A 25,554-nucleotide genomic window follows, 5' to 3' on the forward strand; every position below is an offset into this window, starting at 1 on the left:
AGCAGGCAGTTCGCACCAGATTTGTGCCGCCTTTGTCGACTTCCCGACCTGCGCACCTTATTTATGTTGCCATTAAGCCTATTCGCAGCGACTTTCGTGGCTCATTCCTGTCACGCACTGGATCTCCGAGCAGCGCAGTTTTGAAAGCCTCGCTGCCAGAAGCCAGACGACAATTGAGTGCAGGTTTGCCGCCATCGAACCGGTGTGGTCCGGGTTCGTTGCCGCTGCTGCCAAGGTCGAGAGTGCCTCAACCGGTTGTGCAAGGCGCTTTATGGCCACAACGAGGCGAAGCCGCCCATCAGCGGCGAGCGATTAGGAATTGGCGCTCGCAAGTTCAAAAGTCAGGCAGACGATGGGACGACGACATTCGCCGCTCGCGTGATGGCCCGCTTCGTGACCGGCGTCTATCAGTTCGTCGCCGTAGTCAACATTTGGAAGAGCCGCGCTTCCATGCAGTCGTACCGACCGGGCAAGAAGGCCAAGCCCCTCGGGTTGAGCTAGCTTCGGCTTGAACTGCTCAAAACGTTCGAGAGCATCTGTCTGACGGCCGGGTTCATAAGTGGCCTTGCTATCCACCCGAACAGGCCGACCGCAAAGACGGCAGCAGCAAAGACGCCGAGGGCACTCCAAACAGCCATTTTCATTGCGAGCTACTCTTTTCGTTGGTGATTCACTATGCTTGCTTTTCGCAGTATCGCCAAAAAACGTCCGCATGGCGCCTACCAGGATTGGTCGTAGATCAACATGCTCGCTGAGTATGCCGGCGGATTTAGCGTATAGCGCGCCTATTCACACTGGTTGTTGGTGGAGAAAGGGGGACTTATCGAAGGGTGCTCGATGAATGTTTGAAAGCTGGATCGCGTGAAGAGCGTCCTGTCTCGGCACCGTGACCTTCATCGCCCAGGCCGCATTCGTCTCTTCCATGATCTGACACGCGGTCCGACGCCAACGCGCCTCGCAGATGGTCACCCCGATATCTGTGATTGGAGAGTGGCTTCAACGTCGCGATCAAGAGTGGCCGTGCATCGTCAACACGTAGGAGACGTCGCAGCATCAATTTGAGAGGTTGACGGCGGAGTTGTCTTGCCGATAATCCAAGTCGTCGAGGTGCTCCGGTTCCTGCTTGATCCGGAGCTAAGAGGGAAGCCGGTGATGCCGGCGCTGCCCCCGCAACTGTGAGCGGCGAGCCGCTGTCCAACAGAGTCACTGAAGCCTGCGCGGCTTCGGGAAGGCCGGACAGTGGCGATGACCCGCGAGCCAGGAGACCTGCCCCGACAATATGTTCGTCCACGGGCGGGGTGTCCCGGTGGTGCGCCAAGCAGCCGTCGCTCGCGCGACGTCTCCTGCCTGCGTCCGCCATGGCCTTTGCCCCCAACATGGGTTAACGCTATGTCTCTTCTCTCGCTTCCGGTTGCCACGCTCGGAACGCCGCGCATCGGTCCAAGACGCGAGCTTAAACTCGCGCTCGAAAGCTATTGGGCCGGAAGAATCAGCGAACAGCAATTGCTCGAGGACGCAGCCGGCCTACGTGCGGCGAACTGGGCGCGCCAGAAATCCCTCGGTGTCACCATCATTCCGTCGAACGATTTCTCGCTATACGATCAGGTGCTCGACACCAGTGTCATGGTCGGCGCCATCCCGGAAGTCTATGCCTCGAAAGCCGAGCCTGCTTCTCTCAAGACGTATTTCGCCATGGCACGCGGTTCACAAAGCGGCAGTCAGGATGCGAGTTGCGGTCACGGACCTCGCGGCTATGGCGCACCCGCGCAGGAGATGACCAAGTGGTTCGATACCAACTACCACTACATGGTTCCGGAATTTCATCGGGGGCAGACTTTCAGACTCTCCTCTCGCAAGCCTATCGAGGAGTATGAGGAAGCCAAGGCCCTTGGCTTTCAGACGCGCCCTGTCCTGATCGGTCCGGCCACTTTCTTGAAGCTAGGCAAGAGTGCGGATCCCGCGATCCAGCCACTGTCACTCCTGGATGACCTGATACCGATCTATATCAAGGTTCTGCAGGAATTGGCCAAACGCGGAGCAGAATGGGTTCAATTTGACGAGCCCTGTATGGTCCTTGATCTGGATCAGGGGGCAAAAAAATCTTTGCTGCATGCCTATGACCGGCTCGCCAAGGAAGGGCCGGCCATCAAGATCATGGTTGCCAGCTATTTTGGCCACCTTGGCGACAATCTTCACACCGCCTTGCGCCTACCTGTTGCCGGCCTGCATGTCGATCTGGTTCGGGCGCCGGAGTTATTGGATCAGATCATTGCTGCCGGGCGAAGTGAACTCGTCATGTCACTCGGCGTGATAGACGGTCGCAATGTGTGGCGGACGAATTTGTCGGCGCTGCGCCAGCGGCTCGATCCCGCCATTGCGAAGCTCGGCAAGGATCGCGTACAGATCGCCCCATCCTGTTCGCTGCTTCACGTGCCGGTCGATGTTGAACTCGAAACGGAGCTTGCTTCCGATGTCAAGAGCTGGCTTGCGTTCTCGGTTCAGAAGATTCGCGAGCTTGCGACCTTGGCACGGGCACTCGCAGGCGATCAGGATGTTGCCGACGCTCTTGCGGAATCGGAGCGCGTTACCACCCGCCGCGGAACTTCCCCGAAGATCCGTGACGCCAATGTCGCCGTCCGGATGAGTGCGATCAATCAGACCATGCGACGGCGCGTCAGCCCATTTGCCAGCCGTGCCGAGATCCAACGCAAGCGCTTCAAACTGCCGGCGTTTCCGACCACGACGATCGGATCGTTTCCGCAGACCGCAGAGGTGCGTAATGCCCGCGCGGCGCACGCGAGAGGCTCGATGAGCGACGGGCAATACGACAAGTTTCTCAAGGAGGAGACTGCGCGTGTTGTCCGTTGGCAGGAGGACATTGGCCTGGACGTGCTCGTGCACGGCGAGTTTGAGCGCAATGACATGGTGCAGTACTTCGGCGAGCAACTCGCCGGCTTCGCATTTACCAAAAACGGCTGGGTACAATCCTATGGCTCGCGCTGCGTTCGGCCACCGATCCTGTTTGGCGACGTCTCGCGGCCGAAGCCGATCACCGTGGACTGGTGGCGCTACGCGCAATCACTAACCAACAAGCCGATGAAGGCGATGTTGACCGGACCGGTAACGATTTTGAACTGGTCGTTTGTTCGCGATGATATTCCCAGAAGCGAGGCCTGCCGCCAACTTGCGCTCGCGATCCGAGACGAAGTCAGGGATCTCGAGAATGCGGGTGCGACCATGATCCAGATCGACGAAGCAGCGCTGCGCGAGGGGTTGCCACCGCGTCGATCGGAGTGGGCGGCCTATCTCGACTGGGCCGGGGATTGCTTCCGCATCTGCTCATCGGGCGTCGCCGATCAAACCCAGATTCATACCCATATGTGCTACTCGGAATTCAACGACATCATCGATGCGATTGCTGCAATGGACGCCGATGTCATCTCGATCGAGACCTCGCGCTCGAAGATGGAATTGCTTGACGCGTTTCGGAACTACAAATATCCAAATCAAATCGGGCCGGGCGTGTACGACATCCATTCTCCTCGCGTGCCCGAGACAAGCGAGATGACGGGACTCATGGCGTTGGCTCGCAAGCGGCTGCAGGACTCGCAGCTCTGGGTCAATCCGGACTGCGGCCTGAAGACGCGGAAATGGGAGGAGGTTCGCCCAGCACTGGTCAACATGGTCGCTGCCGCCCGCGAGCTGCGCGCTGGATCCGCTCCCGTCGACCGTTGAGCCTTGGCCTGTTGTCTCTCGTCGAGAAAGCCGATCGCTTGTGGGACTTTGCGCAGTCGGTGATCGTGAGGGGACTTGGGGAACGAAAAAGCCCGGCCGCCTTTAGCGGCCGGGCGAAGTGTGTCCGGGAGGAGCGACGCTCTATGCATCGCACCGACGTCCATCGGCGGAGGGAGGACAGCCGATGGTTCGATCACGGCGAGGGCATCCGCCGAAAATCTGACCACAGTTAAAACAAAAGCTCAGGGGAGCTCAATTATGCCGTGGTATGCCGCCGATATTGCCTGGGATTAAAAATCTACACTAAGGTTTGTCGCTGATGAGTATTTTCGCAACGTGTTGCCGAGTTGAGCGACGTGGGCGGTAGTCGGGCCGTCATGGGCCGGCACCAAAGCGCACCTTGGTAGGCGTTCCTGCCGGAAACGGTGGGCTAGATCAACGCGACTATACGAGACTGCCGACGGAAAAAGAATGAGCGGGCTTGCTATTGATGCAGGCCCTGCTTACGCCAGTCTTGGGTCCGCGGGTTCCAAGCTTTGGTTGAGATCTTGTACAGCTTGGCAGACGAGCGGCGAACGGGATGCCGATCGGCGTGCTCTTCAGCGGTGTGATTGGTCGTCATCCTAAAGCATAACCCAGTTGCGGGGATACTGAGCTCGGATTCTGAAACGCTGGGTTTCGCTTAGTCGCTAGACCGCATGACTATGTGTAGCGCCGGACCTAAGGAGGTGAGCGTCGAAGACTGATGCGACGCACCGGGCCAGGAACTCTGCGCCCTGGGCTACAGTGAGCCGGCCATCATCAATCGCCACGACGCCATCGGCGATAAGGCTGCCGAGACGAGAATGATCGACAACGGCTAATCTCGGATCTCGGCCGTAACGACGGGATGTCTCGGAAAGATCAACCGCAAAGTCGCACATGATTCGCTCGATGATTTCGGCGTGGAAGCGATCGTCATCGGTCAGTAGATAGCCCCTTGCGATGGCGAGCCGATCCTGGGAGATGCGAGCAAGGTAGTCCTTGGTCGAGACCGCGTTTGCGGCAAACCCCTGTTGCATACGGCCGATGGCGCTGGCGCCCAGACCAATGAGGACGTCAGCGCAATCGTCAGTATAGCCCTGGAAGTTGCGCCTCAGCCCGCCTTCCTGCCTCGCTAAGGCGAGATTGTCGTTCGGCAAGGCGAAGTGATCGACGCCTACGCGAACGTATCCAGCATCCACCAAAGCTCCCGCGATGGTTTCGGCCTGGAGGTGGCGCGTGACGCTGTCGGGTAGGCTGGACGCATCGATCCTGCGTTGATGTTTCTTGAACGAAGGAATGTGCGCGTAGCCAAAGGCCGAAAACCGGTCCGGATGAAGCTCGAGGCACTTGGCGACGGTGTCGAGGCACGAAGCGACCGTCTGCCGGGGCAGGCCATAGAGCAAGTCGAAATTGATCCGGCCGACGCCGGCGCGGCGTAACCGATCGACCGAGGTCGCGGTCTGTCCGAAGCTCTGCAGACGATTGATGCCGTGCTGAACAACTGGATCGAAGCTCTGGATACCAAGGCTCGCCCGGGTGACCCCGCAAAAGCCCAGCGCCTCGGCCATCGGCTCGCTAAACGTGCGTGGATCGATCTCTACGGCGATCTCCGCATCGGGCAGGACAGCGAAGGAATGGCGCAACGAACCGACGAGATCAGCAAATGCTTCAGGTGTCATGATCGTCGGGGTACCGCCCCCGAAGTGGATATGAGAGATCGGTTGCCGTCGACCAAGCGTTTCTGCAACGAGGTAAGCTTCAGTCCGCAGTCCCGCTGCATAGATCGCGATCGGCTCCTGGCGTTTCGTGACAGACGTGTGGCAGCCACAATACCAGCACATCTTTCGACAAAACGGCACGTGAACGTAGATCGATGCGGATTGCTGGGCGTCCAACGACTTGAGCCACGTTTGGTAGTCGGATTCGCAAACCGATGCTGAGAAATGGGGGGCCGTCGGATAGCTGGTGTAGCGTGGCAGCCGGTGCTGCCCGTAGGAGTCTGCCAAGTCCGGTCGCATTCGGATGCCTTTCTTCCTCCTTGGGCCAGATTACCGGACACGCAGCAGATAAGCTTTGCGCTGGCTCAAATATCGCGTCGGACGATCGTGGCCATCATGCCGAAATTGGTAGGGCATGCCCGTGGCGTATGCATCGCACTTTGGGACGCAATGAGGCGCTCGCCCGGCCGCAATGAGCAGCATCTATCCGCGCGGGCCTCTGTAGTTCGTTGGTGATCAAATCCGGTCAGCGAACCGAGCCGCAATCGGTTAAGGTCATTCCCTGTGCTGGCCGGAGCGCTCGACGAGCGGCCGCAACCATCCATTCCGATCGGTCGGCGTGGGGTTCGTTTGGCGCGTGATCAGCGTGGCGTAGGCCAAGCCATATTGCCATTACCCTAGCGACGCACAGGTCATGGAACCTGCCGGACCCGGAGTGTATGGATTTCGGCGGCCGTGCGCAGCGTATGCGCGCCGGGAAGATTATCATCTTCATTTCAACAGGACGATCATGACGTCCACTTCCCATCGTGACACGTCGGCGATCAACTACGGTCCATCGGCTTTGGCGCCATCTGGCGGCTTGCCGGCCATTGCGGACGAAAACGCGACCGAGCTCCGTTCGGCTTCAGCTTCTTGCTCCAATTCTAGAATATGCGCTCTTAGCGCATCGGATGTCGCTTCCGCTGTCTTGCTGAATAACGGATCCCCGTCATTGGTGCGGGCGGATGCGATTTCGGTCCAATCCTCAGCCGATAGAGCCTTAACGGCGGCGGGGAAGAAGTCTCGTTCTTCCCACATCATGTGGTGCCGCTCCCGCATTATAAAGTCGCGTACGATGTTGCTGACGTCTTGCCGAACGAGTTCACGATCCGCGAGGATACCATCGATAGCTTGAGCGAATTGATGCAGACGGTCGATGACTTCCCGGTGTTCGTGCGCGAGATCGCCGACGATTGCAGCCGCGTCCGGGTCGCGAGTTCTAAGCTTGGAGAAAATCAGGTCTTCCTGAGGATGATGGTACACCTCCGGGTAAACCTCGAAGTAGCTGATAATCGCGCGAATTACCTCATAGTCTGGACGGATCCCATGCTCAAAAATCTCCAATTCGCGTTGGAGGGCGACCAGAAGGAGGTCAATGTTGCGATGCTCTCGAAGCAAAAGATCGATGATCATTGCGGTGCTCCACGGAGGAACAATGTAAATGCCGATCCTGCATCCATCTAGATCGCCCAAGCAGAGGTTCGGGCGTCCGTCGTGCAGTGCGATTTGTCGGACGTTCGATGCTTAGGGTTTGCGTATTTCCCAGCGCCTCTCGAGCTTACCCCAGATCCTGCGCAAAGCGGCTGGACAGTTTGTCGCTCCGTAGCTCGATTCGGCGCAAAGTCGGCAGCGCGATCACGCCATTCTGCTCAAGTTGAGTGAGCGTGCGTGAAACTGTTTCGATGGTCAAACCAAGGTAATCGGCAACATCCTGCCGCGACATGGGCAGTTCGATCGCAGCGTTCTTCGTCGCGCGGCGTGACATATCGAGCAGGAATGTCACGACGCGCTCTTCAGCGCTGCTGATCAGGAGCATCAGATGTTCCTGAAAGCGGCGGAGTTCAAGCGCCATCGCATCCCAGAGCTGCCGTGTGAGCTCGCTCTCGTGGCTGGCGCGATCGATGAGGGCACTGCGCTTCACCGTCAAAAGGTGCGTTTCACAGACCGCCTCCGCCGAAGAGATATGGCTGTCTCCTGCCTCAAAGCCGAAGATGTCACCGGGCAAATAAAACGCGCCAATCTGACGACGTCCATCCACCATAATCCTGTAGCTTCTCACAGCACCCGATACCACCTGATATAGGTATTCCGCTGCTTCGTCCTCGCCATAGATCTCGCTGTTGCGGGCGAACCGCATCGGGGTCGCAACCATACCAAACGGTCCATAGGTACGAGGCTGGCCACGCAAGACGCTGCTCGGATGATGGCTGATCTCGTGAATACTCGCGGCCTGTACGTACATGGCGGACTCGATCTTCGAAACGTCGATAGGACGCAGATTGGCCGTTTCCAACGAAGTGGAAAATTTGGATGTTTCCCCTAAGTAGAACCCACTAAGTATTTATACGTAAGAATACGTGCGGCGCAGCCCTTTGGTTGATCGAACACGGCTCAAAGTCGACCGGGCTGCGTCTGGATTGGAAAGCTGCATGCCGGGTTACCGGTCGTTCAGCTTGAGCTCGGACATCGTCGGGTAGAGCGGTGACAAGATTGTCCACGCTCATCGAGATCGGTAGCGTAGGTGCAATATTCGAAAACGGCGGCGCATGCTCAGCGGTTACGCCTCGCGAGCGAGGGCGGGTGCACGAAAGCCAAACAGCCGGCGCTCCTGTTCTTCAGATCGGCGGTCGGCCGGTGCCTCCCTCCGCCGGTGACTGGCCGCGTTCAGACCGCAACCAGCGGCATGTCGCGTCGAAAATTCTTGCCTTCAGTGTGACATCAAGACCGGGACGGAGTTTGCACGAAGCAGGTCTGCTGAGAGGTCCCCGCGCAGCCTTTCGCGCAGCCGACAGCGGCCGTATCCGCCCATCACCAGCAGGTCGAGGCTTTCGTCCGCGACAAGCGACAAGAGTGCGCGGTGCACCGACTTGGATGCTGGAAGCGACACGACCTTTGCAGGAAGCCCTGACCGTGCAAGATACTGTTCCAAGTGCTCGGTGGAACTTTCTGCCGGGATCTTGTGGGCAGAAGTGATCGCGATGATGGTCAGCGCGCCGGCTTCGCGCAGCAGCGGCATCGCGTCGTGCAACGCGCGGGCCGCAGGGGCGGCTGCCGTCCCAGCATATCCCGACCCTTCTGGCCGAAAGAGCGCCGTGGAAGACGCTTGGCAGATACAGAACTGGCTTGCCGGCCTGGGACAGGATCTCCTTGGGAATAACGTTGTCATAGCTGTCGTAGCCGCTCTGGGGCTGTGTGACGATCGTCATGTCGTGCACGCGCGCGCTGGCGCAGATGCTTCGACGTGCCTCCGCTGGAAGTGCACTGAGGGCGCGGCTTGCATAGGAAATGCCGGCGCTCCTCGCCCGCAGATCAAAGATACGAAGCGCCGCTTCGGCTCGCTCCAGCGCATGCGCCTGCTCGATTTCAAAGACCGAAGTAACGGCCGCCCCGCCGAGTGCAGCGAGCGGAATAATGGTCCTCTCGTAACCGATTGCCATAGCGTCAAGGTGCGCGCCCGTGATCTGTGCGAAGGAAATCGAACCGTTCACCGTAGCCCGTACCGGGAGCTCCGTGGGAAGATGGACCAATATATTCCCGAACATTGCGGTTCTCCGGACGTGAAAGGATTGCTGCCCATCGGAGCATAAATCTGACCGCGCATTTGATCTGCTTCATGCACGGTCGTTGATTTGTCGAGGCAAGATCAAATCGGCGACGGACAGTTCGTGCAGGTCCGATGCCAAGTAGAGCCAGCATGGCATGTGTTGCATCGGTCATGTCAACCATGAATCCTGCACGATTCGTGCAGAGCGAGTTTTGCTGCACAGATGAGGGGGATTGAGGTGGCCGGAGATCGTGGATGCGTCCATTGCTCGAAATTCATGTTCGAAAACAGATGCAGCGAGAGGAGCGCCCAGCTTGCAACGGAATCTGATGCGCCGCTGGTTGGCTGCGGTCGAGCCGGTTGCGCCAATGCTCCAACTGCTGCTGAAAGTCAATCAGCGACATGCGAGGACAGGGGTGGGCGGACGCCAGCGCGACGTGCGCGTGCACCTTTCGCCGGGCCCGCCTTGATTTTCGTCATTGCCGGTCTGTGGTCCTGGCCTGTGCGCAAGTCTTTGCCGGGCAATGCGCTCCGCGCCCACGCGATTGAGGATCATTTATCGACAAATTCGTCTAAGATCTGCCGCACCAACGCTCGTCGCTTATAGCGCGTGCTCGCGACCCTGCTAGAGTCCGGCGGCAATGGCGATCCGCATCAACTCGGACATGCTGCGTACACTGGTCTTGGCCATGAGGTTGGCACGGTAAACCTCGACCGTTCGCGGGCTGATGCCAAGATCGTGCGCGATTACCTTGTTGATCTTGCCGGCCAATAGTCCCCGCAGGACGTCACGCTCGCGCAAAGAGAGGTCCGCAAGGCGGGCTTCCGCCTGCAGTTTCGCTGCGTCATCGGCTGGCTTCATAGGCCGCGCTTCCAAAGCGGCGTTGATGGCGCGCAACAGTACCTCGTCCTCGAACGGCTTCTCGATGAAATCGACCGCACCCGCCTTCATCGCTTCAACCGCCAGCGATACGTCACCATGACCGGTTATCAGGACGACCGGACAGTCGATGCGATCGGCCTTCAGCTTGCGCACCAGTTCAAGGCCGCTCATGCCTGGCATGCGGATATCCGATACGACGCAGTCGACTGGACCGCTCGCGATGTCATTGAGAAACTCGGTCGCCGTCTCGTGGGTTGCTACCCAGAAACCACTAATATCAAGCAGAAAGGCCAAAGAATCCCGCATCGCGTCGTCGTCGTCGATCACAAGAATGCGCCGCGCAGTCATGCTTCTTCACCGACCTCCGCAAATGGCAGCGTGAACTGAAAGATCGTGCCTCCGCCCGGATTGGCTTCCGCGACGATGTGACCGCCATGGGATTCGACGATTGTCCGGCAGATTGATAGTCCAACACCCATGCCGTGCTCCTTTGTTGTGACAAAGGGCTGGAACATGCGGTCGGCAACATCAGGGCTGATGCCGGAACCCGTATCGGCGACGGTGAACCTGGCGAGACCGTCGACCTTGCTAACTCCGACGGTCAATTCGCGGCGCGGACAGGAAGCCATCGCCTCGATTGCATTGCGTATCAGGTTCAGCGCGACTTGCTGGATCTGGATCTTGTCTACGATCATTGACGGCAGTTCGCGATCGCTGCGCATCGTTACCCGCACGCCTTGCTCCTTGGCGCCGAGCAGGGCCAGCGCCACAGCCTCTTCAAGAAGCGTGAGCGGATTTTCCACAGAATGCTGCGTCTCGCCTTTGGCAACAAATTCCCGCAGGCGCTTGATGATATCGCCGGCGCGCAGAGCCTGTTGGACAGCGTTTTCGAGTGCATCACCGATGCGACTGGCGTTTGGCTTGTCTGCCGCCAGCAGAACTTTTGCGCCGCGCATGTAATTCGTGATGGCGGAGAGCGGCTGGTTGATTTCATGGGCGATGGACGATGCCATCTCACCCATGGCGGTCAACCGAGACACGTGGACGAGTTCAGACTGCAACTCCTGGAGCCTGCGTTCCTGCGCCCGCCGTTCGGTCAGGTCTCGGATGAAGCCGGTGAAGAAGCGTTCGCCGCGCACTTTGGCCTCGCCGACGGCAAGCTCCATCGGAAAGGTCGAGCCGTCGCTCCGCTCGCCGACCACAATGCGCCCGACGCCAATGATGCGCTGCTCGCCGGTGGTCAGATAACGTTCAATGTAGCGGTCGTGCTCGGATCGGTAGGGCTGCGGCATCAACTTGGATACATTCGTTCCAACCACGTCATCCGGCATCCAGCCGAATAAACGCACAGCCGCGGCGCTGAACGAGCGAATGATGCCCTTCTCGTCAATCACGATCATGGCTTCCGGTACGGTGTCCAGGATCGATTGCAGATGGGCCTGCCGATACCGCGCCTGCTCCGATTCCTGCCGCAGCCGGTCGCCCATGAAGCCGAGCATGGGACCAAGTACCGCGAAGGCTGCAATATCGATCGTGTTCGCGGAAACGGTGATGAGGCCTTTCCCAAGTACTGCGACGCTGACGACAAGGCAGAGCAGGGTAGCGAAGCTCGCCGGTCCGCGCCCGCCGGCGAAAGCGGCAAAAACGATCGCCGGAAGGTAGATGATCGTAAATGAGCGATCCTCGAGATACGGATTTAACGCTGCGCGGAGCACGAGGGCGAGCGCGGCGGCTGCCGCCGCAGTGCCATAACGATACCAGATGTGGTCGGACATATCTGCCGGTAGACCCTCTCATTCAATCGAACTTACATCGTTTGGTCGCAGGAGACCACCGAAGGCAGACGCGTGCCGATTTACGGTCGATATATTGTGCAGGAAGGCGCGATCGTTATTTGAGCCAAATGCGCCAATGCGTGGGCTGCACAGCGACGTGCTCCCCGCTCGTCGCTCTGATCCAGCCGCCGAAGATCCGGCGGCAGGGGAAGACCAGCCGATGAATGGTATTACCCTCGATCACGCCAATCTCCAGGTCCCGATCAAAGGGCGCCGTCTCGATCCGCTCCCAGGTCACGTTGCTATTACGCCCTGGACGGTGTTCATCGCTGCCGACTGACAAATTCAATCACCTTCCAGACAGTCCGGGCGCCATCGCTTGTCCAGCCGCGGGAACAGCTGCAGCCCAATATCGCACACGCCGCGTGCGGTCTCGATTGCGGAGATCGTCGCCTCGGTGCTCTTGGCAAAGGCATTGCTTGACGTTCTCGCAAATATCGGGATTGGCGGCTGCGAGGCGGTTTTCCGCTTTTGATCAAACTGATCCGGACCATCCTGCAATTGTGCCCGCCGCAGGAGAAAGTTTGCCGAGGCCTGTCATGTCGAACATCCATTGTTGGCGAGTCGTCTCCTGGCCATGGCATTAATTGGAGGGGCGCGCGGATGGCTAGCTGCGCTCGGCTCCGAGGGTCCGCGGGTCGATAAAGTGGACACCATCGCAAGCGATGCAGGTGATCTGGTGCAGGTCGTTGGCGGGCTCGGCTGCGTCGTCCGGCAGCAGTCCTTGAACCCGGTCGCCTCTATTTGGGCACGAAACGATCATGGGGCGCCAAGTCGTTCTGTGAGCCATGTGTCTGACCTATGACTGGGATAATGTTTTTATCGGCAGCTAGCCGTGGAAGTATTGATCCAAGTCAAAAAAAGCGCGATGCGCGTCTGGAACGACGGACGGCGGCGCGGCCGCCGCGAGTGGTCAGGATGGGCAAGCATGTTCCATCGCGGGTGGCTCGCTAGGCCGCCAGCCGAGTTGATGGAAATCAAAATGCAGGACGCGCAATCATGCGAATGTTGAAGTACACCCCACGCTCACCGCACCGTGACAACGTTTGTCAGTAGAGATGTGAGAGGCGGGAAGGAGATGTTAAATTGATTGCTCGCCTCGCATTGTCGGTGGCCTTGCCGGCGCTGATCGCAGCCGTCGGCTTTGGTGCGGAAGCCCTGAACCTTAGCCTTTTCGAAACCTTGGCTGCGGTGAGTCTGATCATTGGCTTTGCCGTTGCGGCGGCAGGGTGGGCCGTCAGGAGCGAGACAGGGGCCGTTTCGCTTTCTTGCTTGCGATCACGGGGGCGCAGGTCTGGCTGTGGCCAATAATTTGGGATGCTGCTTGAGGCAAATCAAATGCTCTCCTGGCACGAATGGCAGAATAGGCAAGGATGAGTAAACCCACCTAAAAAGAGGGTAGTCATGCCTTCATTTAACGTTCGCTTCATTAAGACCGTTTGCGACGATACGGGCTACGAGCATCGTGCGTGTCAGGCGGCGTTCAAGGTCGATGCTGCATCGCTGAGTGCTGCTGCGCTCCAGGCGGAGACCGACTTCTGCAAGCAAAAGGGGGTCCGCGATTGGACCATTTTCGCCGATGCGATGGAGCTTCGAGCCCCGTCTGCATTGCCTCCTTCATGGGCCGGCTAGCCTGAACTCGGCTAGCGCCGATGTTCCATCCCCGAGTTCAAGCGCGATCTTGTAAAACGTCGCTCCGAGCGTCGACAAGCTCGCGATGTTGTTGCCAATGTAGCAGGCGTCCTGTTGCCCGGGGCAGGAATACGAAATGACCTTGCCGCAACTCTTGCCGGCCCGTCGCTCAGCCAGCTGGGTGCGCTGCTCCGCAGAGCATCGTCCCGGGCAGGGCGATCCGGATCGAATGATTTGCTCCGACGTTGGTCAAATTTGATGCAGGTCAAAAACAAATCTGCCTCCTGCAGCTATGGCTGCTTCGAGGGATATGACACATGGTCAGCCAACCTGCACATATCGGTGGTCCTTGGCGGTTTAGGAGCTTGCTTGGCCGGTTACGAGCGAGTCTGTCTCGAAAGTCCGAGCTTGCTTACTTGAGCCCGCAGGACATCGATGCGATCGCGCGCGAGCTTAATCTGTCAACGTCCGCGTTTCGAACCCTGGCGCAGAGTCCGAGCGCTTCCGAACTCTTGCGCAAGCGCCTCGCGCTTGCTGGTTTTTCCGAACATGCGCTTGCCGCCTGCCATGGTGACGTGTTGCGCGATCTGCAGCGGGTGTGCGGCCTATGTCCGGCCAAAGGACGTTGCGCCGCCGACCTCCAAGCTGGTATGCATCGAAATCCGCTGAAAGACTGCCCCAACGAACACACCCTGCGCGCGCTCGGTCGTGAGGTCGATGACGGCCGCCCGCAGCGCTTTCGCGATTGATGAGCCCGATCGCTTAGCTCGCCGGAAATGATCTCCCCAAGCATCCCGCGTTCAAGGAAGGCCTAGCCATGACAAGCCCATCCTCCGCCTCGAAATCCACCACGATGGGTGAAGCAGGCCTGATGTCGGCATTCGCAGTTTCTGCATTCGTTTTCTATATCGCCGGGGCGATGGGGCACGATTCTGCCTTTACGTTCCACGCATTGCTGGCTTCTGCCGCCAGTCTGATCGCTGCAGCCATCATCCTCAACCGATACTATGAACGGCCGGCGCAACTCCCGCCGGCCCAGATCAATGGCCGACCGAACTACAATCTTGGTCCGATCAAATTCGCCTCGGTACTTGCGATGTTCTGGGGCATTGCAGGCTTTTCCATTGGTTTGCTGATCGCCTCGCAGCTTGCCTGGCCTGCACTGAATTTTGATCTGCCCTGGACGAGCTTCGGCCGGCTGCGCCCGCTGCACACATCGGCTGTGATATTTGCGTTCGGCGGAAACGTGCTCATCGCGACATCGTTCTACGTCGTGCAGAAGACCTGCCGTACCCGCCTGGCTGGCGATCTTGCGCCATGGGTTGTGGTCGTTGGCTATAATTTCTTCATTCTGATCGCGGGCACTGGCTATCTGTTCGGTATCACCCAATCGAAGGAATATGCCGAGCCGGAGTGGTACGCCGATCTCTGGCTCACCATCGTCTGGATAACCTATCTCATTGTGTTCCTGGCGACACTGTTGAAACGGAAAGAGCCGCATATCTTCGTCGCCAACTGGTTCTATCTCGCCTTTATTGTCACCATTGCAGTGCTCCACCTCGGCAACAATCCCGCATTGCCGGTGTCGGTGTTCGGTTCGAAATCCTACATCGCCTGGGGCGGCGTGCAGGATGCCATGTTTCAGTGGTGGTACGGCCATAACGCGGTTGGCTTCTTCCTGACCGCCGGCTTCCTCGCGATCATGTACTACTTCATTCCAAAAAGAGCCGAGCGCCCGGTCTATTCTTATCGTCTGTCGATCATCCACTTCTGGGCGCTGATCTTCCTCTACATCTGGGCTGGTCCGCACCATCTACACTACACGGCGCTGCCGGACTGGACGCAGACCCTTGGCATGACGTTCTCGATCATGCTGTGGATGCCCTCCTGGGGCGGCATGATCAACGGCCTGATGACGCTTTCGGGCGCCTGGGACAAGCTGCGCACCGACCCGGTGCTGCGTATGCTCGTGGTCTCCGTTGCCTTTTACGGCATGGCGACGTTTGAAGGTCCCACCATGGCGATCAAGGTCGTCAATTCGCTCAGTCATTACACGGATTGGACGGTCGGCCACGTGCATTCAGGCGCGCTGGGCTGGGTCGGCTTCGTATCATTCGGCGCGCTGTATTGTCTGATTCCCTGGCTTTGGAATCGCGAGCTATATAGCCTCAAGCTCGTCAACTGGCACTTCTGGATCGCCTCGATCGGGATCGTGCTCTACATCTCCGCGATGTGGGTGTCCGGAATCCTGCAGGGGCTGATGTGGCGCGCTTACACCTCGCTTGGTTTCCTCGAGTACTCGTTCATCGAGTCGGTCGAGGCCATGCATCCTTTTTACATCATCCGTGCCGCGGGGGGCGCACTGTTCCTGATCGGCGCGCTGATCATGGCCGCCAATCTCTGGATGACGGTGAATGCACAGGAAGCCGGTCAAATCCAGGACGCTCAAGCGCTCCAGGCCGCAGAATAGGTCATCGCATGTCGCTCTGGAACCGACACAAGATCTTTGAGAAGAACTCGATCATCCTGATCGCAGGTATCCTTGCCGTGATAGCGGTCGGTGGCCTGGTCGAGATCACGCCGTTGTTCTACCTCAAGAGCACGATCGAGGCGGTGGACGGTGTGCGGCCTTATACGCCGCTCGAACTTGCCGGCCGCAACATCTACGTACGTGAGGGGTGCTATCTCTGTCACTCGCAGATGATCCGGCCGCTACGCGATGAGGTCGAGCGCTACGGACATTACTCGCTGGCCGCTGAGAGCATGTATGACCACCCGTTTCAATGGGGCTCGAAGCGGACCGGCCCGGACCTCGCGCGTGTTGGCGGGAAATATTCCGATGAATGGCACGTCACGCATTTGAACAATCCGCGCGCCATCGTGCCGCAATCGGTGATGCCAGGCTATCCGTCGCTGGCGAACACGGAGATCGACCTGGCCGACATCGTCGCACATCTGCGCACCAATCGGGCGGTCGGTGTCCCCTATACCGAGGACCAGATCAAGAACGCTGTCGCTGACCTGAAGACGCAGCTCGATCCTGACAGCCCGAACGTCGCATCGTTCCAAAAGCGCTATCCGAGGGCGGCTGTGCGCAATTTCGACGGCGGGACCGGCAATCCGAGCGAACTCGATGCGCTTGTCGCCTACCTGCAAATGCTCGGCACATTGATCGATTTCAAGCTCTACGACGAAAAAGCCAATCTGCGCTGAAGGATCCTTGGATGAAAGCCATTATTTCCATCGAGAGCCTGGCTTCAAGCTTCGTCGTGACGCTCTGGACGCCGTTGTTCGTCGGCATCTTCGTAGCCATCGTCGTTTACGCGCTGTGGCCCCGCAACAAGAGGCGTTTTGATTCTGCAGCGCGCATGCCGCTGCGCCGGGACTGACAGATCATGACCGAGCATAACGACATCGATATCGATCACATCTCTGGCCGCTCCACGACGGGGCACGAATGGGATGGTATAAGGGAACTCAACACACCGCTGCCGCGCTGGTGGATTTTGAGCTTCTACGCCACGATCCTTTGGGCCATGGGCTACTGGGTCGTTTATCCGGCCTGGCCACTCCTCTCAAGCTACACGACCGGCGTGTTTGACTATTCGACCCGCGCCAGCGTCATCAATGACCTTGCCAGTCTTGAGAAGCTGCGCGGCGAGAAGATGGCCATGCTCGGCAAGGCGTCTCTGACCGAGATCGAGAAGGATCCGGTCCTGCTGGGATTGGCCCGGGGGCGCGGCAAGACGGTGTTCGCGGACAATTGCGCGCCCTGCCATGGCAGCGGCGGCGCGGGTGCCAAGGGGTATCCGAACCTCAATGACGATGACTGGTTGTGGGGCGGATCGCTCGACCAGATCCTGCAGACCATCCAGTTCGGCGCACGTTCCGGACATGCGAAGGCGCATGAGGGACAAATGCTAGCCTTCGGCCGCGACGGCATCCTCACGAAAACCGAGATTGTCACCGTAGCGAATTACGTGCGATCGCTGTCAGGCCTGACCACGGCAGCCGATTTCGATGCTGCGGCCGGCACAAGGATCTTTGCCGAGAATTGCGCGGTCTGTCATGGCGAGAACGCCAAGGGCAATCAGGCACTCGGCGCGCCGAATCTGACTGACCGGATTTGGCTGTACGGCTCGGATGAGGAGACGCTGGTCGAGACCATCAGCTATGGCCGCGCCGGCATCATGCCGGCTTGGAGCCGGCGGCTCGATCCCGTCACCGTCAAGGCACTTGCCGTCTATGTGCATTCACTCGGCGGCGGACAATAGGCGAGGTGCGCCGCAATACCTGCGGCGCCGTTGGCCCGGATCAACGTGAGTCACCCGCGTCCGATGTAAGGTCGTCATGAAACCTGCCGTGAACAAGACCGTTTCGCGCGATGACCCGGTGATCGACGAGGATGGGCCACTCTATGTAGCCCGTAGGAGGGTCTATCCGCAGAGCGTCCGCGGTACTTTCCGCACCATCAAATGGCGGCTGATGGTGGTGTGTCTGGGCATCTACTATCTGCTGCCATTCGTGCGTTGGCATCGTGGCCTTGGCGCTCCCGACCAGGCGGTGTTGCTCGATTTCTCGAACCGGCGGTTCTACTTCTTCTTCATCGAGCTCTGGCCGCAGGAGCTTTACTACTTCACCGGCTTGCTCGTGCTTGCCGCCATTGCACTGTTCCTGATGAACGCGCTGGGCGGTCGGATTTGGTGTGGTTATCTCTGTCCGCAAACGGTCTGGACCGACCTGTTCCATGCGGTCGAGCGCTGGCTCGAGGGCGACCGTCGCGAGCGGCTGAAGGCCGCCGCACGCCCTATGACGATGGGGCGCGCGGCGAAGCGCGTGCTGAAGCACGCGATCTGGTTGATGATCGCTTGGTGGACCGGCGGCGCCTGGGTGCTCTACTTCGCCGACGCGCCGACCTTGGTGCGCGATCTGGCAACGTTCCAAGCGCCAGCAATTGCCTATATCTGGATCGGGATCCTGACCGCTTCGACCTATCTGCTGGCTGGCTACATGCGCGAGCAGGTTTGCGTTTATATGTGTCCTTGGCCGCGCATCCAGGCCGCGCTCACCGATGAATGGGCGCTCAATGTCACCTACAAATACGATCGCGGCGAGCAGCGCTGCTCATTGAAGAAATCATTCGATCTGCGCGCGCGCGGCGAAAGGGCCGGCGACTGCATCGATTGCAATCAATGCGCGGCGGTCTGCCCGACCGGAATCGACATCCGCAATGGCGCCCAGCTGGGCTGCATCCAGTGCGGGCTGTGCGTCGACGCCTGCGATGCCGTCATGAGGAAGATCGGGCGCAGCACGGGCTTGATCGGTTATGACAACGACATCAATATTCAGCGTCGGATGGACGGCAAGCCGGAGCTATTCAAGCCGGTACGCCCGCGCACGCTCGTCTATGCTTCCTTGATCGTGGTCGTCTGCGCCGTGATGCTTTATGGGCTATCGTCGAGAACTCTGCTCGATCTCAGCATCCTACACGACCGTAATCCCGTGGCGGTCAAGCTCAGCGACGGTTCGGTTCGCAACGGCTATACGGTGCGCTTGCTCAACAAGCGCGGCGTCGATCGCGTGATCGCGATCGACGTCGATGGCCCAACCGAAACGTCCGTCCACGTCGTCGGCGCCGATTCCGTGACCGTGGATCGACCGATGATCGTCTTGGCTCGCGATACTACGACAGAACTGCGTGTACTGTTGACAGCGCCGGTTGACGACAAGTCAGGACACTCGATGCCGGTGAGGTTTCGGGTCACCGATATTGGCCTTGGCGAGGTCGCTTCCGCAATGGATCATTTCGTTCTCCCCTAGCCAGCACTGACCGGATCTGACCATGACCGCATCAATTCGCGTCGCGCGGCCCATCACCGGACGCTTCGTCCTGATTGCCCTTCTCACCTTCTTTTCGGCCGTGATTGGCGCCAATATGCTAATGATGCGCTTTGCCATCACGACCTTGCCGGGGACAGAGGTCGACAGCGCCTATAGCGCTAGCCTCACCTATGAGCGTGAGATCATCGCGGCACGACAGCAGAACGAGCGACGTTGGCAGGTTCAGGTACATATCCACCGGCGGCCAGACGGTGAAGCTGTGCTTGCGATTGAAGCGCGCGACCGCGCAGGCGCGCCTGTCGCTGGAGTGAATTTCATGGCCCGGCTCGAGCGCCCGGTCGACCGCCGGGCCGATCGGGCGATTGATGTCTCGCAGGCCGATGTTGGAACTTTCCGGGGCAGCGCCTCGGGCGTCGCCGTCGGGCAGTGGGATCTCGTGATCGAAGGCGACGCCGGTGGCCGCCGCATGTTTGTATCGAAAAACCGCGTCGTCTTGAACTGAGAGTACATGCCCCATGCAGAAAGACATCGATTTTTCTCACTTTCTGAAAAGGGCGGGCGCGGACCTCGTCCAACTCGACCTCGCGGTAGAGGGCATCAGTTGCGCGGGCTGCATGGGCAAGATCGAGCGCAATTTGTCGAGCATTCCGGATGTGACCTCGGCACGCGTGAACCTTACCGAAAACCGGCTGGTGATCGAATGGAAGGCTGGAGCGCTCGATCCAGCGCTATTTGTCAAGCGGCTCGCCGAACTAGGCTATAGGGCGTATCCCTTCCAGCGGGACAGTGCGGAGACGTTGGAGGCGGAAAGGGCGCAGAGCTTGTTGCGACGGCTCGGCGTCGCCGCCTTTGCCGCAATGAACGTGATGATGCTGTCGATCCCGGTGTGGTCCGGAAATGTCTCGGACATGCTGCCGGAGCAGCGCGACTTCTTTCATTGGCTCTCCGCGCTGATCGTCCTGCCCGCGGCGGCCTATTGTGCACAACCGTTCTTCTCTTCCGCTTTTGCGGCGCTTCGGGCACGCGGAGCCAATATGGACGTGCCGATCAGCATCGGGATCCTGCTCGCCTTGGCAACTTCGGTGATCGAGACCATCGCTCATGCCGAGCACGCCTATTTCGATGCGGCAATCATGTTGATCGCCTTCCTGCTCGCAGGCCGCTATCTCGACCAGAACATGAGGCGGCGCACCCGCGCCTTCGCCAGCAACCTTGCTGCACTAAAGGCGGAAACTGCAGCGAAGTTCATAAGTCCTACCGAAATCAGAACCGTTCCTGTGGCGGCGATCAAACCGGGAGATATCGTGCTGGTCCGACCCGGCGAGTGCTGTACCGTCGACGGCAGCGTGATCGGGGGACACTCCGAGGTCGATCAAAGCCTCGTTACCGGCGAGACCTTGCCGGCGATTGCGGCTCCAGGCAGCGCGGTGTTCGCCGGCACATTGGTCCGATCCGGCACCCTGCGCGTCCGCGCGGCGACGGCCTCGGACGGCACACTGCTTGCCGAGATCTCCAGGCTACTTGATCATGCCCTCCAAGCGCGCTCGCGCTATCTGCGCCTCGCCGAGCGCGCGTCGCGGCTCTATGCGCCCATCGTTCACACTACGGCCTTGCTGACGATGCTTGGTTGGCTGGCCTCCGGCGTCGCCTTCCATGACTCGGTCGTCACCGCGATCGCAGTCTTGATCATCACCTGCCCCTGCGCGCTGGGCCTGGCTATCCCCGCGGTGCAGACCGTGGCCTCCGGCGCACTATTCCGTTCCGGCGTGCTGCTCAATGCGGGGGATGCGATCGAGCGTATTGCGCAGGTGGACCGAGTGATCTTCGATAAAACCGGTACGCTGACGCTGCCTGAGCTCGATGTCGCCAACCTCGCTACTATTCCCCACCATGTCATCGAATTGGCAGGCCGGCTCGCGCTGGCGAGCCGCCATCCGATCGCCGCCGCCGTCGCACGAACTGCCGGTGCAAGCGAGCCGCTCGCCGATATCGAAGAGGAGCCGGGACGAGGGGTCCACGGTTACTATGAGGGAGCGCCAATCCGACTTGGCCACCCCGCCTTCTGCGGTGTCGACAGCCTCGCGAACGAGATCCTGTGCCGTGATCCTGAGGCCTCCGTCGTCGCGTTCAGCCATGGCGACGTCAGGCACGTCTTTGCCGTCCGGCAACGGATACGGCCAGACGCAGCCGAGGTCGTCGCGAGCCTCGCGTGCCTTGGTATCATGGTCGAGATCGTTTCGGGGGATCGTGAGCCAGCTGTCCGGCGGGCCGCCGAGACGCTCGGCATTCAAAGGTGGCGCGCCAACGTCTCGCCGCCGGACAAGGTCGCTCGGATCGAAGACCTGACCAGCCAGGGGCACAAGGTGTTGATGGTCGGCGACGGCTTGAACGATGCGCCCGCGCTCGCTGCAGCGCATGCATCGATGTCGCCTGTCACTGCCACCCATATGAGCCAGGCAGTCGCTGATGTCGTCTTCCTCGGTGAGCGTCTCGAGCCCGTGATGACGGCGGTCAGAGGCTCGCGCAGGGCGCTGCGACTGATGCGGCAGAATCTTTGGCTTGCGGTCGTCTATAACCTCCTGGCTGTGCCCATTGCGATCGCCGGCTTGGTGACGCCGCTGATTGCCGCTGCGGCTATGTCAGGTTCGTCGGTACTGGTCATGCTGAATGCGCTACGGGCACGAAGAAGCGAGGCGGCCTGATGGAAGTCCTGGTCTATCTGGTTCCGCTAGCTCTTTCGCTCGGCTTCTTCGGCCTGTTGGGCTTTCTGTGGTCGCTGAAGAGTGGTCAGTATGACGATCTCGACGGGGCGGCTTGGCGCGCAATCACCGATGAAGAGCCCAACGAACCGTCTGTGCCGATCCAGATAGTGAAAATGGACCAGGGCATTCGTTGTAGCGGTCGTCAGCGCTGTCCGCGCGAGTGCTAGCTCGCGCATCCAGTCGGCCACTGCCGCAACTGGCGAGAACATGCGAGTCGCGAAGTCGGACAGCAAGCAGCTTGTTGAGAAAAGCAATGCGCTCAATGATCAACAAAGGCTGCTCGATGGTCTGTCCGGCTATCGATGGCGAGCTGTGTGTCCGAGACCACGATAGCTGCAGTCGCGGCTTCAGCCGCTGCCTCGCCCACGACGTCCCATTAGCTGCAGTCTCATCGATCACCGCTATCTCGATCGCGTAATCAATCGGGCCGGCGATGTCGCATTCTCCAGCAAGGTCGACCGTCGGACAACGAGGAACGCTCGAATTTGGACGAGTGTGGCGACTGGAGCCAAAAGCGCTGGCCGTCGATATCGACGTCGTCCGAAATCTCTCTTTCTAAGAGATCATTGCGAGTGCAAATGATGGTTTTGCCGCTCTCGCGCTACGTCAAGAAAAATGAAAGCTGTTCATGCGACAGGATTGTACCACTTCGATAGGTTGTCGAGATCCGCAATGGAAGACGAGATCCGATCCGGTTGCCTCGATCAGCGCAAACGAAACTCTGCAGCTAGACGATCAGCTTTCCGACTGTGGCGGGAGCGACCATTATAAGAGATCGCGACGGTGTCTCACAGGGACTTGCATGGTTGATCCCTCTAAGATCGATTCAAACCTCGAACCTGAGCAGTTCTCGGACTAATCGCAATTCGCTTGTCAAAAGTTTTCAACGACTTGCTATAACCTGCTTGGTTTCGAACGCTGTGCGTCGATGAGGAGAGCTGCATTCGTCAACTTGTGGCGAAGTCTCTTGATACCAAACCTCCACGAAATGTTACAACCGGCCAGCCGTCGTTAATACCTGAGATATTGTCTTCTGAACATATGAGCGAGCTTGCATCTTTGCGCGAGTGCTATGTTGCCTCTTTTTTACGGTCGTCGCTTTGAAAAAACTATGTTACAAGCCGCTCCTCTCAAAAGGAGCATTCATTGTGAAAAAAGCAACCAAGAAACGCGTTAAGCGGCGCGAGTGGACCAAGGCAGATATCAAAGAGCTCAAGGTCCATTCAAAGGCTCGAACGCCGGTCACAAAGATATCAAAAATGACCAAACGCTCTGTCGGTGCGCTACGCCAGAAGGCCCTGCATCTTGGCATCGGATTGGGACATCAGCGTTAGCTTATGGAATGTGCTGGTGATTGGTCAGTAGGGCGGCTCCCGGGCCGCCCTTATTGGCTGTTGCATTTGTGTCGCAACTGCGCTTCGCGGATTTCCGCAGAACGGTATGCGGCTCGAATCCTGCCTGGCCCGGCACCGGTCGCTGTTTAAAGCGCAGTAATTCCGGCCATGAATATAGCCCAACTTCTGAAGGAACAAACTTCGAGCCCAGAGCTGATTTCCCTTGATTTCATTGCGCGATCGTTGCTGCTGATACCGAGAATGTAGGTTGTGAAGCGCTATAATGTGAAGTGTCGAAGCCTGCGTGCTCGGTGAGTACAGCCTGCATTCTTCGTGAACGTCTGGTGTGCTTCCCGGTGTGTTCCTGCCAGAGGCCCTGAGCGCCTTGGACTGATGAGGTGGCAGAGTTCCAGCAGCTGATCCGACAAGAACTTGTCGTTTGCGTCACCAACGGCCTGTCGCTCGAAGGAGTTTCGCCGGCACAGCGCAGAACGTGTGTCCGTGATCGGTGGTCCGCTCGCGGTTTTGTGGGGGCGCAGGATTGAGATTTGCAGAGAGATGAGCATTTCACTCGTAAGCGGCAAGCTGAGGCCGTCAGGCTGCGTGGTTCCATGGCATAAGCGCGTCGATTTGGCTGCTCGGCCAGCCGTTGGCGATACGCTGAAGTGTTAAGGCGAGCCAGGCGAACGGATCGACGTTGTTCATTTTCGCCGTCTGCAGCAGCGTTGCGATGGTCGCCCAGGTTCGTCCGCCGCCGTCGCTGCCAGCGAAGAGGCTATTCTTTCTCGTGATTGTTTGTGGCCGGATGGCGCGTTCGACGACGTTGGAGTCGAGCTCGATACGTCCATCGGTCAGGAAGCGTTCGAAGATGGCACGGCGCGAGACGGCATAGCGGATCGCCTCGGCCAATTTTGATTTGCCGGAGATCCGCCGCAAGGTCTGCTGCCAGAGATCGAAGAGATCTGCGACGATCGCCGCGGAGGTTTGCTGGCGCGCGGCAACGCGAGCGTCGGGGCTTTGACCGCGCACGGTTTTCTCGACCTGCCAGAGCCTTGCCATCCGCTCGACCGTCGCCGTTGCCACTTCTGAGCTCCCTGCAACATGCAGCTCGTAGAACTTGCGTCTGCAGTGTGACCAGCAGCCAGCCAATGTGATGCCATCATTGCCGCGATCGGATCGCGCGAGCTTGTTATAGGCGGCATAACCATCCACTTGCAGGATGCCGCGATAACCATTGAGGTGGCGGACCGCGCATTCGCCGGCGCGGCTGTCTTCGAAGCGATAAGCCACCATCGGCGGACCGTTGCGGCCAAAGGTTCGGTCATCTCGGGCATAGGCCCATAAGTAGGCCGTCTTGGTCGATCCGGAGCCCGGAGCGAGCGTCGGCAAAGTGGTTTCGTCGGCAAAGACCCGTTCGGCCTTCTTGACCTCGCTGAAGATGTAGTCGGCAATGATCTCGAGCTCGAAGCCGAGCTTACCCATCCATTGGGCCATCAGCTGGCGGTCGAGTTCGACCTGATCGCGGGCGTAGATGGCCTCCTGCCGGTAGAGCGGCAGGCCATCGGCATATTTGGCGACGGCGATGTGGGCCAGAAGCGCTTCCGTCGGAATGCCGCCTTCGATGATGTGGGCCGGGGCCAGCGCCTGGATGACGCCGTCCGCGTTCTTGAAGGCATACTTGGGACGGCGCGTGACGATCACCCGGAACTTCGCCGGCACCACATCCAGGCGCTCCGACACGTCCTCGCCGATCAGCACCTTCTGCTTGCCGGCATACTCCGCCAGCTCTTGCGGCTCAATGACGGTTTCGATCCGTTCCAGATGGGGCGCAAAGCCCTTGCGCCGACGCGGTGCACGCTTGCCATCCGCCTGCGCACGGCCCTTGCTGACCTGGGCCTTGATCGCGGCGATGCCGGTCTCGATCTCCTCGAAGACGAAGGCCTGCTGTTCATCGTCGCCGTTCGCCGAGCCGAGCTTCTCCGATCGTCGGCCGAACCGGGCGCGGTCGAAGGCCTGCAGGATTTGCGTCAGCCGCTCGATGCGCGCATCGGCATCGGCGTTGCGGGCCTTGAGATCGGCGACTTCGCTCTCCAGAGCAGCGGCGCGGGCCGCTTTCTCGGCCATGGCAAGCACCATGGCCTTCAGCGTCTCTACGTCATTCGGGAGGCTGAGATCGGGCGGCGTCATTGACCCGACCAGAGCAC

The 25,554-nt window shown here is 59.4% G+C and carries 21 protein-coding genes and 1 riboswitch; of the genes, 12 read left to right on the top strand and 9 right to left on the bottom strand.

The features are described 5' to 3' along the window. Positions 1–312 precede the first annotated feature (312 nt). The gene (locus ACVMDN_RS05660; RefSeq protein ID WP_141713270.1) at positions 313–576 is read right to left on the bottom strand and encodes a hypothetical protein; all 264 of its coding nucleotides are present in this window, start codon (positions 574–576) and stop codon (positions 313–315) included. A 512-nt stretch (positions 577–1,088) separates the two neighbouring features. Beyond that, a riboswitch (cobalamin riboswitch) is annotated at positions 1,089–1,288 on the top strand. A gap of 101 nt (positions 1,289–1,389) precedes the next feature. On the opposite strand from ACVMDN_RS05660, the gene metE reads away from it, so the two are divergent. Continuing rightward, positions 1,390–3,735, top strand: coding sequence for a 5-methyltetrahydropteroyltriglutamate--homocysteine S-methyltransferase (gene metE, locus ACVMDN_RS05665; protein WP_069276038.1), 2,346 nt, complete (start codon positions 1,390–1,392; stop codon positions 3,733–3,735). A gap of 689 nt (positions 3,736–4,424) precedes the next feature. Here metE and hemN read toward each other — a convergent pair. The 7 genes from hemN to ACVMDN_RS05700 all read right to left on the bottom strand — a co-directional run bounded on the left by hemN (position 4,425) and on the right by ACVMDN_RS05700 (position 12,070). Continuing rightward, complete coding sequence (hemN, locus tag ACVMDN_RS05670; protein WP_069276037.1) at positions 4,425–5,777, bottom strand: oxygen-independent coproporphyrinogen III oxidase; 1,353 nt, start codon at positions 5,775–5,777, stop codon at positions 4,425–4,427. Positions 5,778–6,305: 528 nt separating this feature from the next. After that, positions 6,306–6,932, bottom strand: a complete 627-nt coding sequence (locus tag ACVMDN_RS05675) for a hemerythrin domain-containing protein (RefSeq protein WP_069276036.1) — start codon at positions 6,930–6,932, stop codon at positions 6,306–6,308. 145 nt (positions 6,933–7,077) lie between these two features. Continuing rightward, positions 7,078–7,761 (bottom strand): helix-turn-helix domain-containing protein, encoded by a 684-nt coding sequence (locus ACVMDN_RS05680; RefSeq protein ID WP_245313758.1) that lies wholly within the window; start codon positions 7,759–7,761, stop codon positions 7,078–7,080. 465 nt (positions 7,762–8,226) lie between these two features. Beyond that, positions 8,227–8,535, bottom strand: a complete 309-nt coding sequence (locus tag ACVMDN_RS05685) for a universal stress protein (protein WP_456843615.1) — start codon at positions 8,533–8,535, stop codon at positions 8,227–8,229. 1,153 nt (positions 8,536–9,688) lie between these two features. Beyond that, on the bottom strand, positions 9,689–10,294 hold the full coding sequence (fixJ, locus tag ACVMDN_RS05690; RefSeq protein WP_069276034.1) for a response regulator FixJ: 606 nt from the start codon (positions 10,292–10,294) through the stop codon (positions 9,689–9,691). After that, positions 10,291–11,721, bottom strand: a complete 1,431-nt coding sequence (locus tag ACVMDN_RS05695; protein ID WP_069276033.1) for a PAS domain S-box protein — start codon at positions 11,719–11,721, stop codon at positions 10,291–10,293. The genes fixJ and ACVMDN_RS05695 overlap by 4 nt, the downstream gene beginning before the upstream one ends. Before the next feature lie 115 nt (positions 11,722–11,836). Beyond that, positions 11,837–12,070 carry a hypothetical protein gene (locus ACVMDN_RS05700; protein ID WP_256559072.1) on the bottom strand — a complete coding sequence of 78 codons (234 nt, stop codon included), beginning with the start codon at positions 12,068–12,070 and terminating at the stop codon, positions 11,837–11,839. A gap of 1,115 nt (positions 12,071–13,185) precedes the next feature. Between ACVMDN_RS05700 and ACVMDN_RS05705 the strand changes: the two genes are divergently transcribed. From ACVMDN_RS05705 to ACVMDN_RS05755, 11 genes are all read left to right on the top strand, one after another. Then, complete coding sequence (locus ACVMDN_RS05705) at positions 13,186–13,413, top strand: hypothetical protein (RefSeq protein WP_069280672.1); 228 nt, start codon at positions 13,186–13,188, stop codon at positions 13,411–13,413. 416 nt (positions 13,414–13,829) lie between these two features. Next, positions 13,830–14,162, top strand: a complete 333-nt coding sequence (locus ACVMDN_RS05710; RefSeq protein WP_069276031.1) for a hypothetical protein — start codon at positions 13,830–13,832, stop codon at positions 14,160–14,162. 104 nt (positions 14,163–14,266) lie between these two features. After that, the gene (ccoN, locus tag ACVMDN_RS05715) at positions 14,267–15,883 is read left to right on the top strand and encodes a cytochrome-c oxidase, cbb3-type subunit I (RefSeq protein ID WP_375166983.1); all 1,617 of its coding nucleotides are present in this window, start codon (positions 14,267–14,269) and stop codon (positions 15,881–15,883) included. A gap of 8 nt (positions 15,884–15,891) precedes the next feature. Beyond that, positions 15,892–16,626 carry a cytochrome-c oxidase, cbb3-type subunit II gene (gene ccoO, locus ACVMDN_RS05720; RefSeq protein ID WP_069276029.1) on the top strand — a complete coding sequence of 245 codons (735 nt, stop codon included), beginning with the start codon at positions 15,892–15,894 and terminating at the stop codon, positions 16,624–16,626. Positions 16,627–16,637: 11 nt separating this feature from the next. Next, positions 16,638–16,802, top strand: coding sequence for a cbb3-type cytochrome c oxidase subunit 3 (locus ACVMDN_RS05725; RefSeq protein WP_057018760.1), 165 nt, complete (start codon positions 16,638–16,640; stop codon positions 16,800–16,802). A 6-nt stretch (positions 16,803–16,808) separates the two neighbouring features. Continuing rightward, positions 16,809–17,687 carry a cytochrome-c oxidase, cbb3-type subunit III gene (ccoP, locus tag ACVMDN_RS05730; protein ID WP_069276028.1) on the top strand — a complete coding sequence of 293 codons (879 nt, stop codon included), beginning with the start codon at positions 16,809–16,811 and terminating at the stop codon, positions 17,685–17,687. 76 nt (positions 17,688–17,763) lie between these two features. After that, positions 17,764–19,233, top strand: a complete 1,470-nt coding sequence (ccoG, locus tag ACVMDN_RS05735) for a cytochrome c oxidase accessory protein CcoG (RefSeq protein WP_256558515.1) — start codon at positions 17,764–17,766, stop codon at positions 19,231–19,233. Positions 19,234–19,255: 22 nt separating this feature from the next. Further along, positions 19,256–19,756, top strand: coding sequence for a FixH family protein (locus ACVMDN_RS05740; RefSeq protein ID WP_069276027.1), 501 nt, complete (start codon positions 19,256–19,258; stop codon positions 19,754–19,756). A 13-nt stretch (positions 19,757–19,769) separates the two neighbouring features. Then, positions 19,770–21,956 (top strand): heavy metal translocating P-type ATPase, encoded by a 2,187-nt coding sequence (locus tag ACVMDN_RS05745; protein ID WP_069276026.1) that lies wholly within the window; start codon positions 19,770–19,772, stop codon positions 21,954–21,956. Then, entirely contained in the window at positions 21,956–22,183 is a 228-nt protein-coding gene (gene ccoS / locus ACVMDN_RS05750; protein WP_069276025.1) for a cbb3-type cytochrome oxidase assembly protein CcoS, read from the top strand. Before ACVMDN_RS05745 ends, ccoS begins: the two co-directional genes overlap by 1 nt. Before the next feature lie 981 nt (positions 22,184–23,164). Next, positions 23,165–23,350 carry a hypothetical protein gene (locus ACVMDN_RS05755; RefSeq protein ID WP_075968370.1) on the top strand — a complete coding sequence of 62 codons (186 nt, stop codon included), beginning with the start codon at positions 23,165–23,167 and terminating at the stop codon, positions 23,348–23,350. Between the two features lie 594 nt (positions 23,351–23,944). Here the strand turns inward: ACVMDN_RS05755 and tnpC are convergent. Then, positions 23,945–25,537: an IS66 family transposase gene (gene tnpC, locus ACVMDN_RS05760; protein WP_069276024.1), complete on the bottom strand. Its 1,593-nt coding sequence runs from the start codon at positions 25,535–25,537 to the stop codon at positions 23,945–23,947. Positions 25,538–25,554 lie beyond the last annotated feature (17 nt).

This window comes from Bradyrhizobium sp. USDA 4510, assembly GCF_054059095.1.

What these genes read in the sequence shown, in the direction of transcription:
- ACVMDN_RS05685 (WP_456843615.1), bottom strand. Translation starts at nt 8,535, where the DNA reads ATGCCGCTGCTGCGCGAAGCCGGCGCGCTGACCATCATCGCGATCACT.
- ccoP (WP_069276028.1), top strand. Translation starts at nt 16,809, where the DNA reads ATGACCGAGCATAACGACATCGATATCGATCACATCTCTGGCCGCTCC.
- fixJ (WP_069276034.1), bottom strand. Translation starts at nt 10,294, where the DNA reads ATGACTGCGCGGCGCATTCTTGTGATCGACGACGACGACGCGATGCGG.
- ACVMDN_RS05740 (WP_069276027.1), top strand. Translation starts at nt 19,256, where the DNA reads ATGACCGCATCAATTCGCGTCGCGCGGCCCATCACCGGACGCTTCGTC.
- hemN (WP_069276037.1), bottom strand. Translation starts at nt 5,777, where the DNA reads ATGCGACCGGACTTGGCAGACTCCTACGGGCAGCACCGGCTGCCACGC.
- ACVMDN_RS05725 (WP_057018760.1), top strand. Translation starts at nt 16,638, where the DNA reads ATGAAAGCCATTATTTCCATCGAGAGCCTGGCTTCAAGCTTCGTCGTG.
- ccoO (WP_069276029.1), top strand. Translation starts at nt 15,892, where the DNA reads ATGTCGCTCTGGAACCGACACAAGATCTTTGAGAAGAACTCGATCATC.
- ACVMDN_RS05675 (WP_069276036.1), bottom strand. Translation starts at nt 6,932, where the DNA reads ATGATCATCGATCTTTTGCTTCGAGAGCATCGCAACATTGACCTCCTT.
- ccoN (WP_375166983.1), top strand. Translation starts at nt 14,267, where the DNA reads ATGGGTGAAGCAGGCCTGATGTCGGCATTCGCAGTTTCTGCATTCGTT.
- ACVMDN_RS05695 (WP_069276033.1), bottom strand. Translation starts at nt 11,721, where the DNA reads ATGTCCGACCACATCTGGTATCGTTATGGCACTGCGGCGGCAGCCGCC.
- ACVMDN_RS05680 (WP_245313758.1), bottom strand. Translation starts at nt 7,761, where the DNA reads ATGTACGTACAGGCCGCGAGTATTCACGAGATCAGCCATCATCCGAGC.
- ccoG (WP_256558515.1), top strand. Translation starts at nt 17,764, where the DNA reads ATGAAACCTGCCGTGAACAAGACCGTTTCGCGCGATGACCCGGTGATC.
- ACVMDN_RS05745 (WP_069276026.1), top strand. Translation starts at nt 19,770, where the DNA reads ATGCAGAAAGACATCGATTTTTCTCACTTTCTGAAAAGGGCGGGCGCG.
- tnpC (WP_069276024.1), bottom strand. Translation starts at nt 25,537, where the DNA reads ATGACGCCGCCCGATCTCAGCCTCCCGAATGACGTAGAGACGCTGAAG.
- metE (WP_069276038.1), top strand. Translation starts at nt 1,390, where the DNA reads ATGTCTCTTCTCTCGCTTCCGGTTGCCACGCTCGGAACGCCGCGCATC.
- ACVMDN_RS05705 (WP_069280672.1), top strand. Translation starts at nt 13,186, where the DNA reads ATGCCTTCATTTAACGTTCGCTTCATTAAGACCGTTTGCGACGATACG.
- ccoS (WP_069276025.1), top strand. Translation starts at nt 21,956, where the DNA reads ATGGAAGTCCTGGTCTATCTGGTTCCGCTAGCTCTTTCGCTCGGCTTC.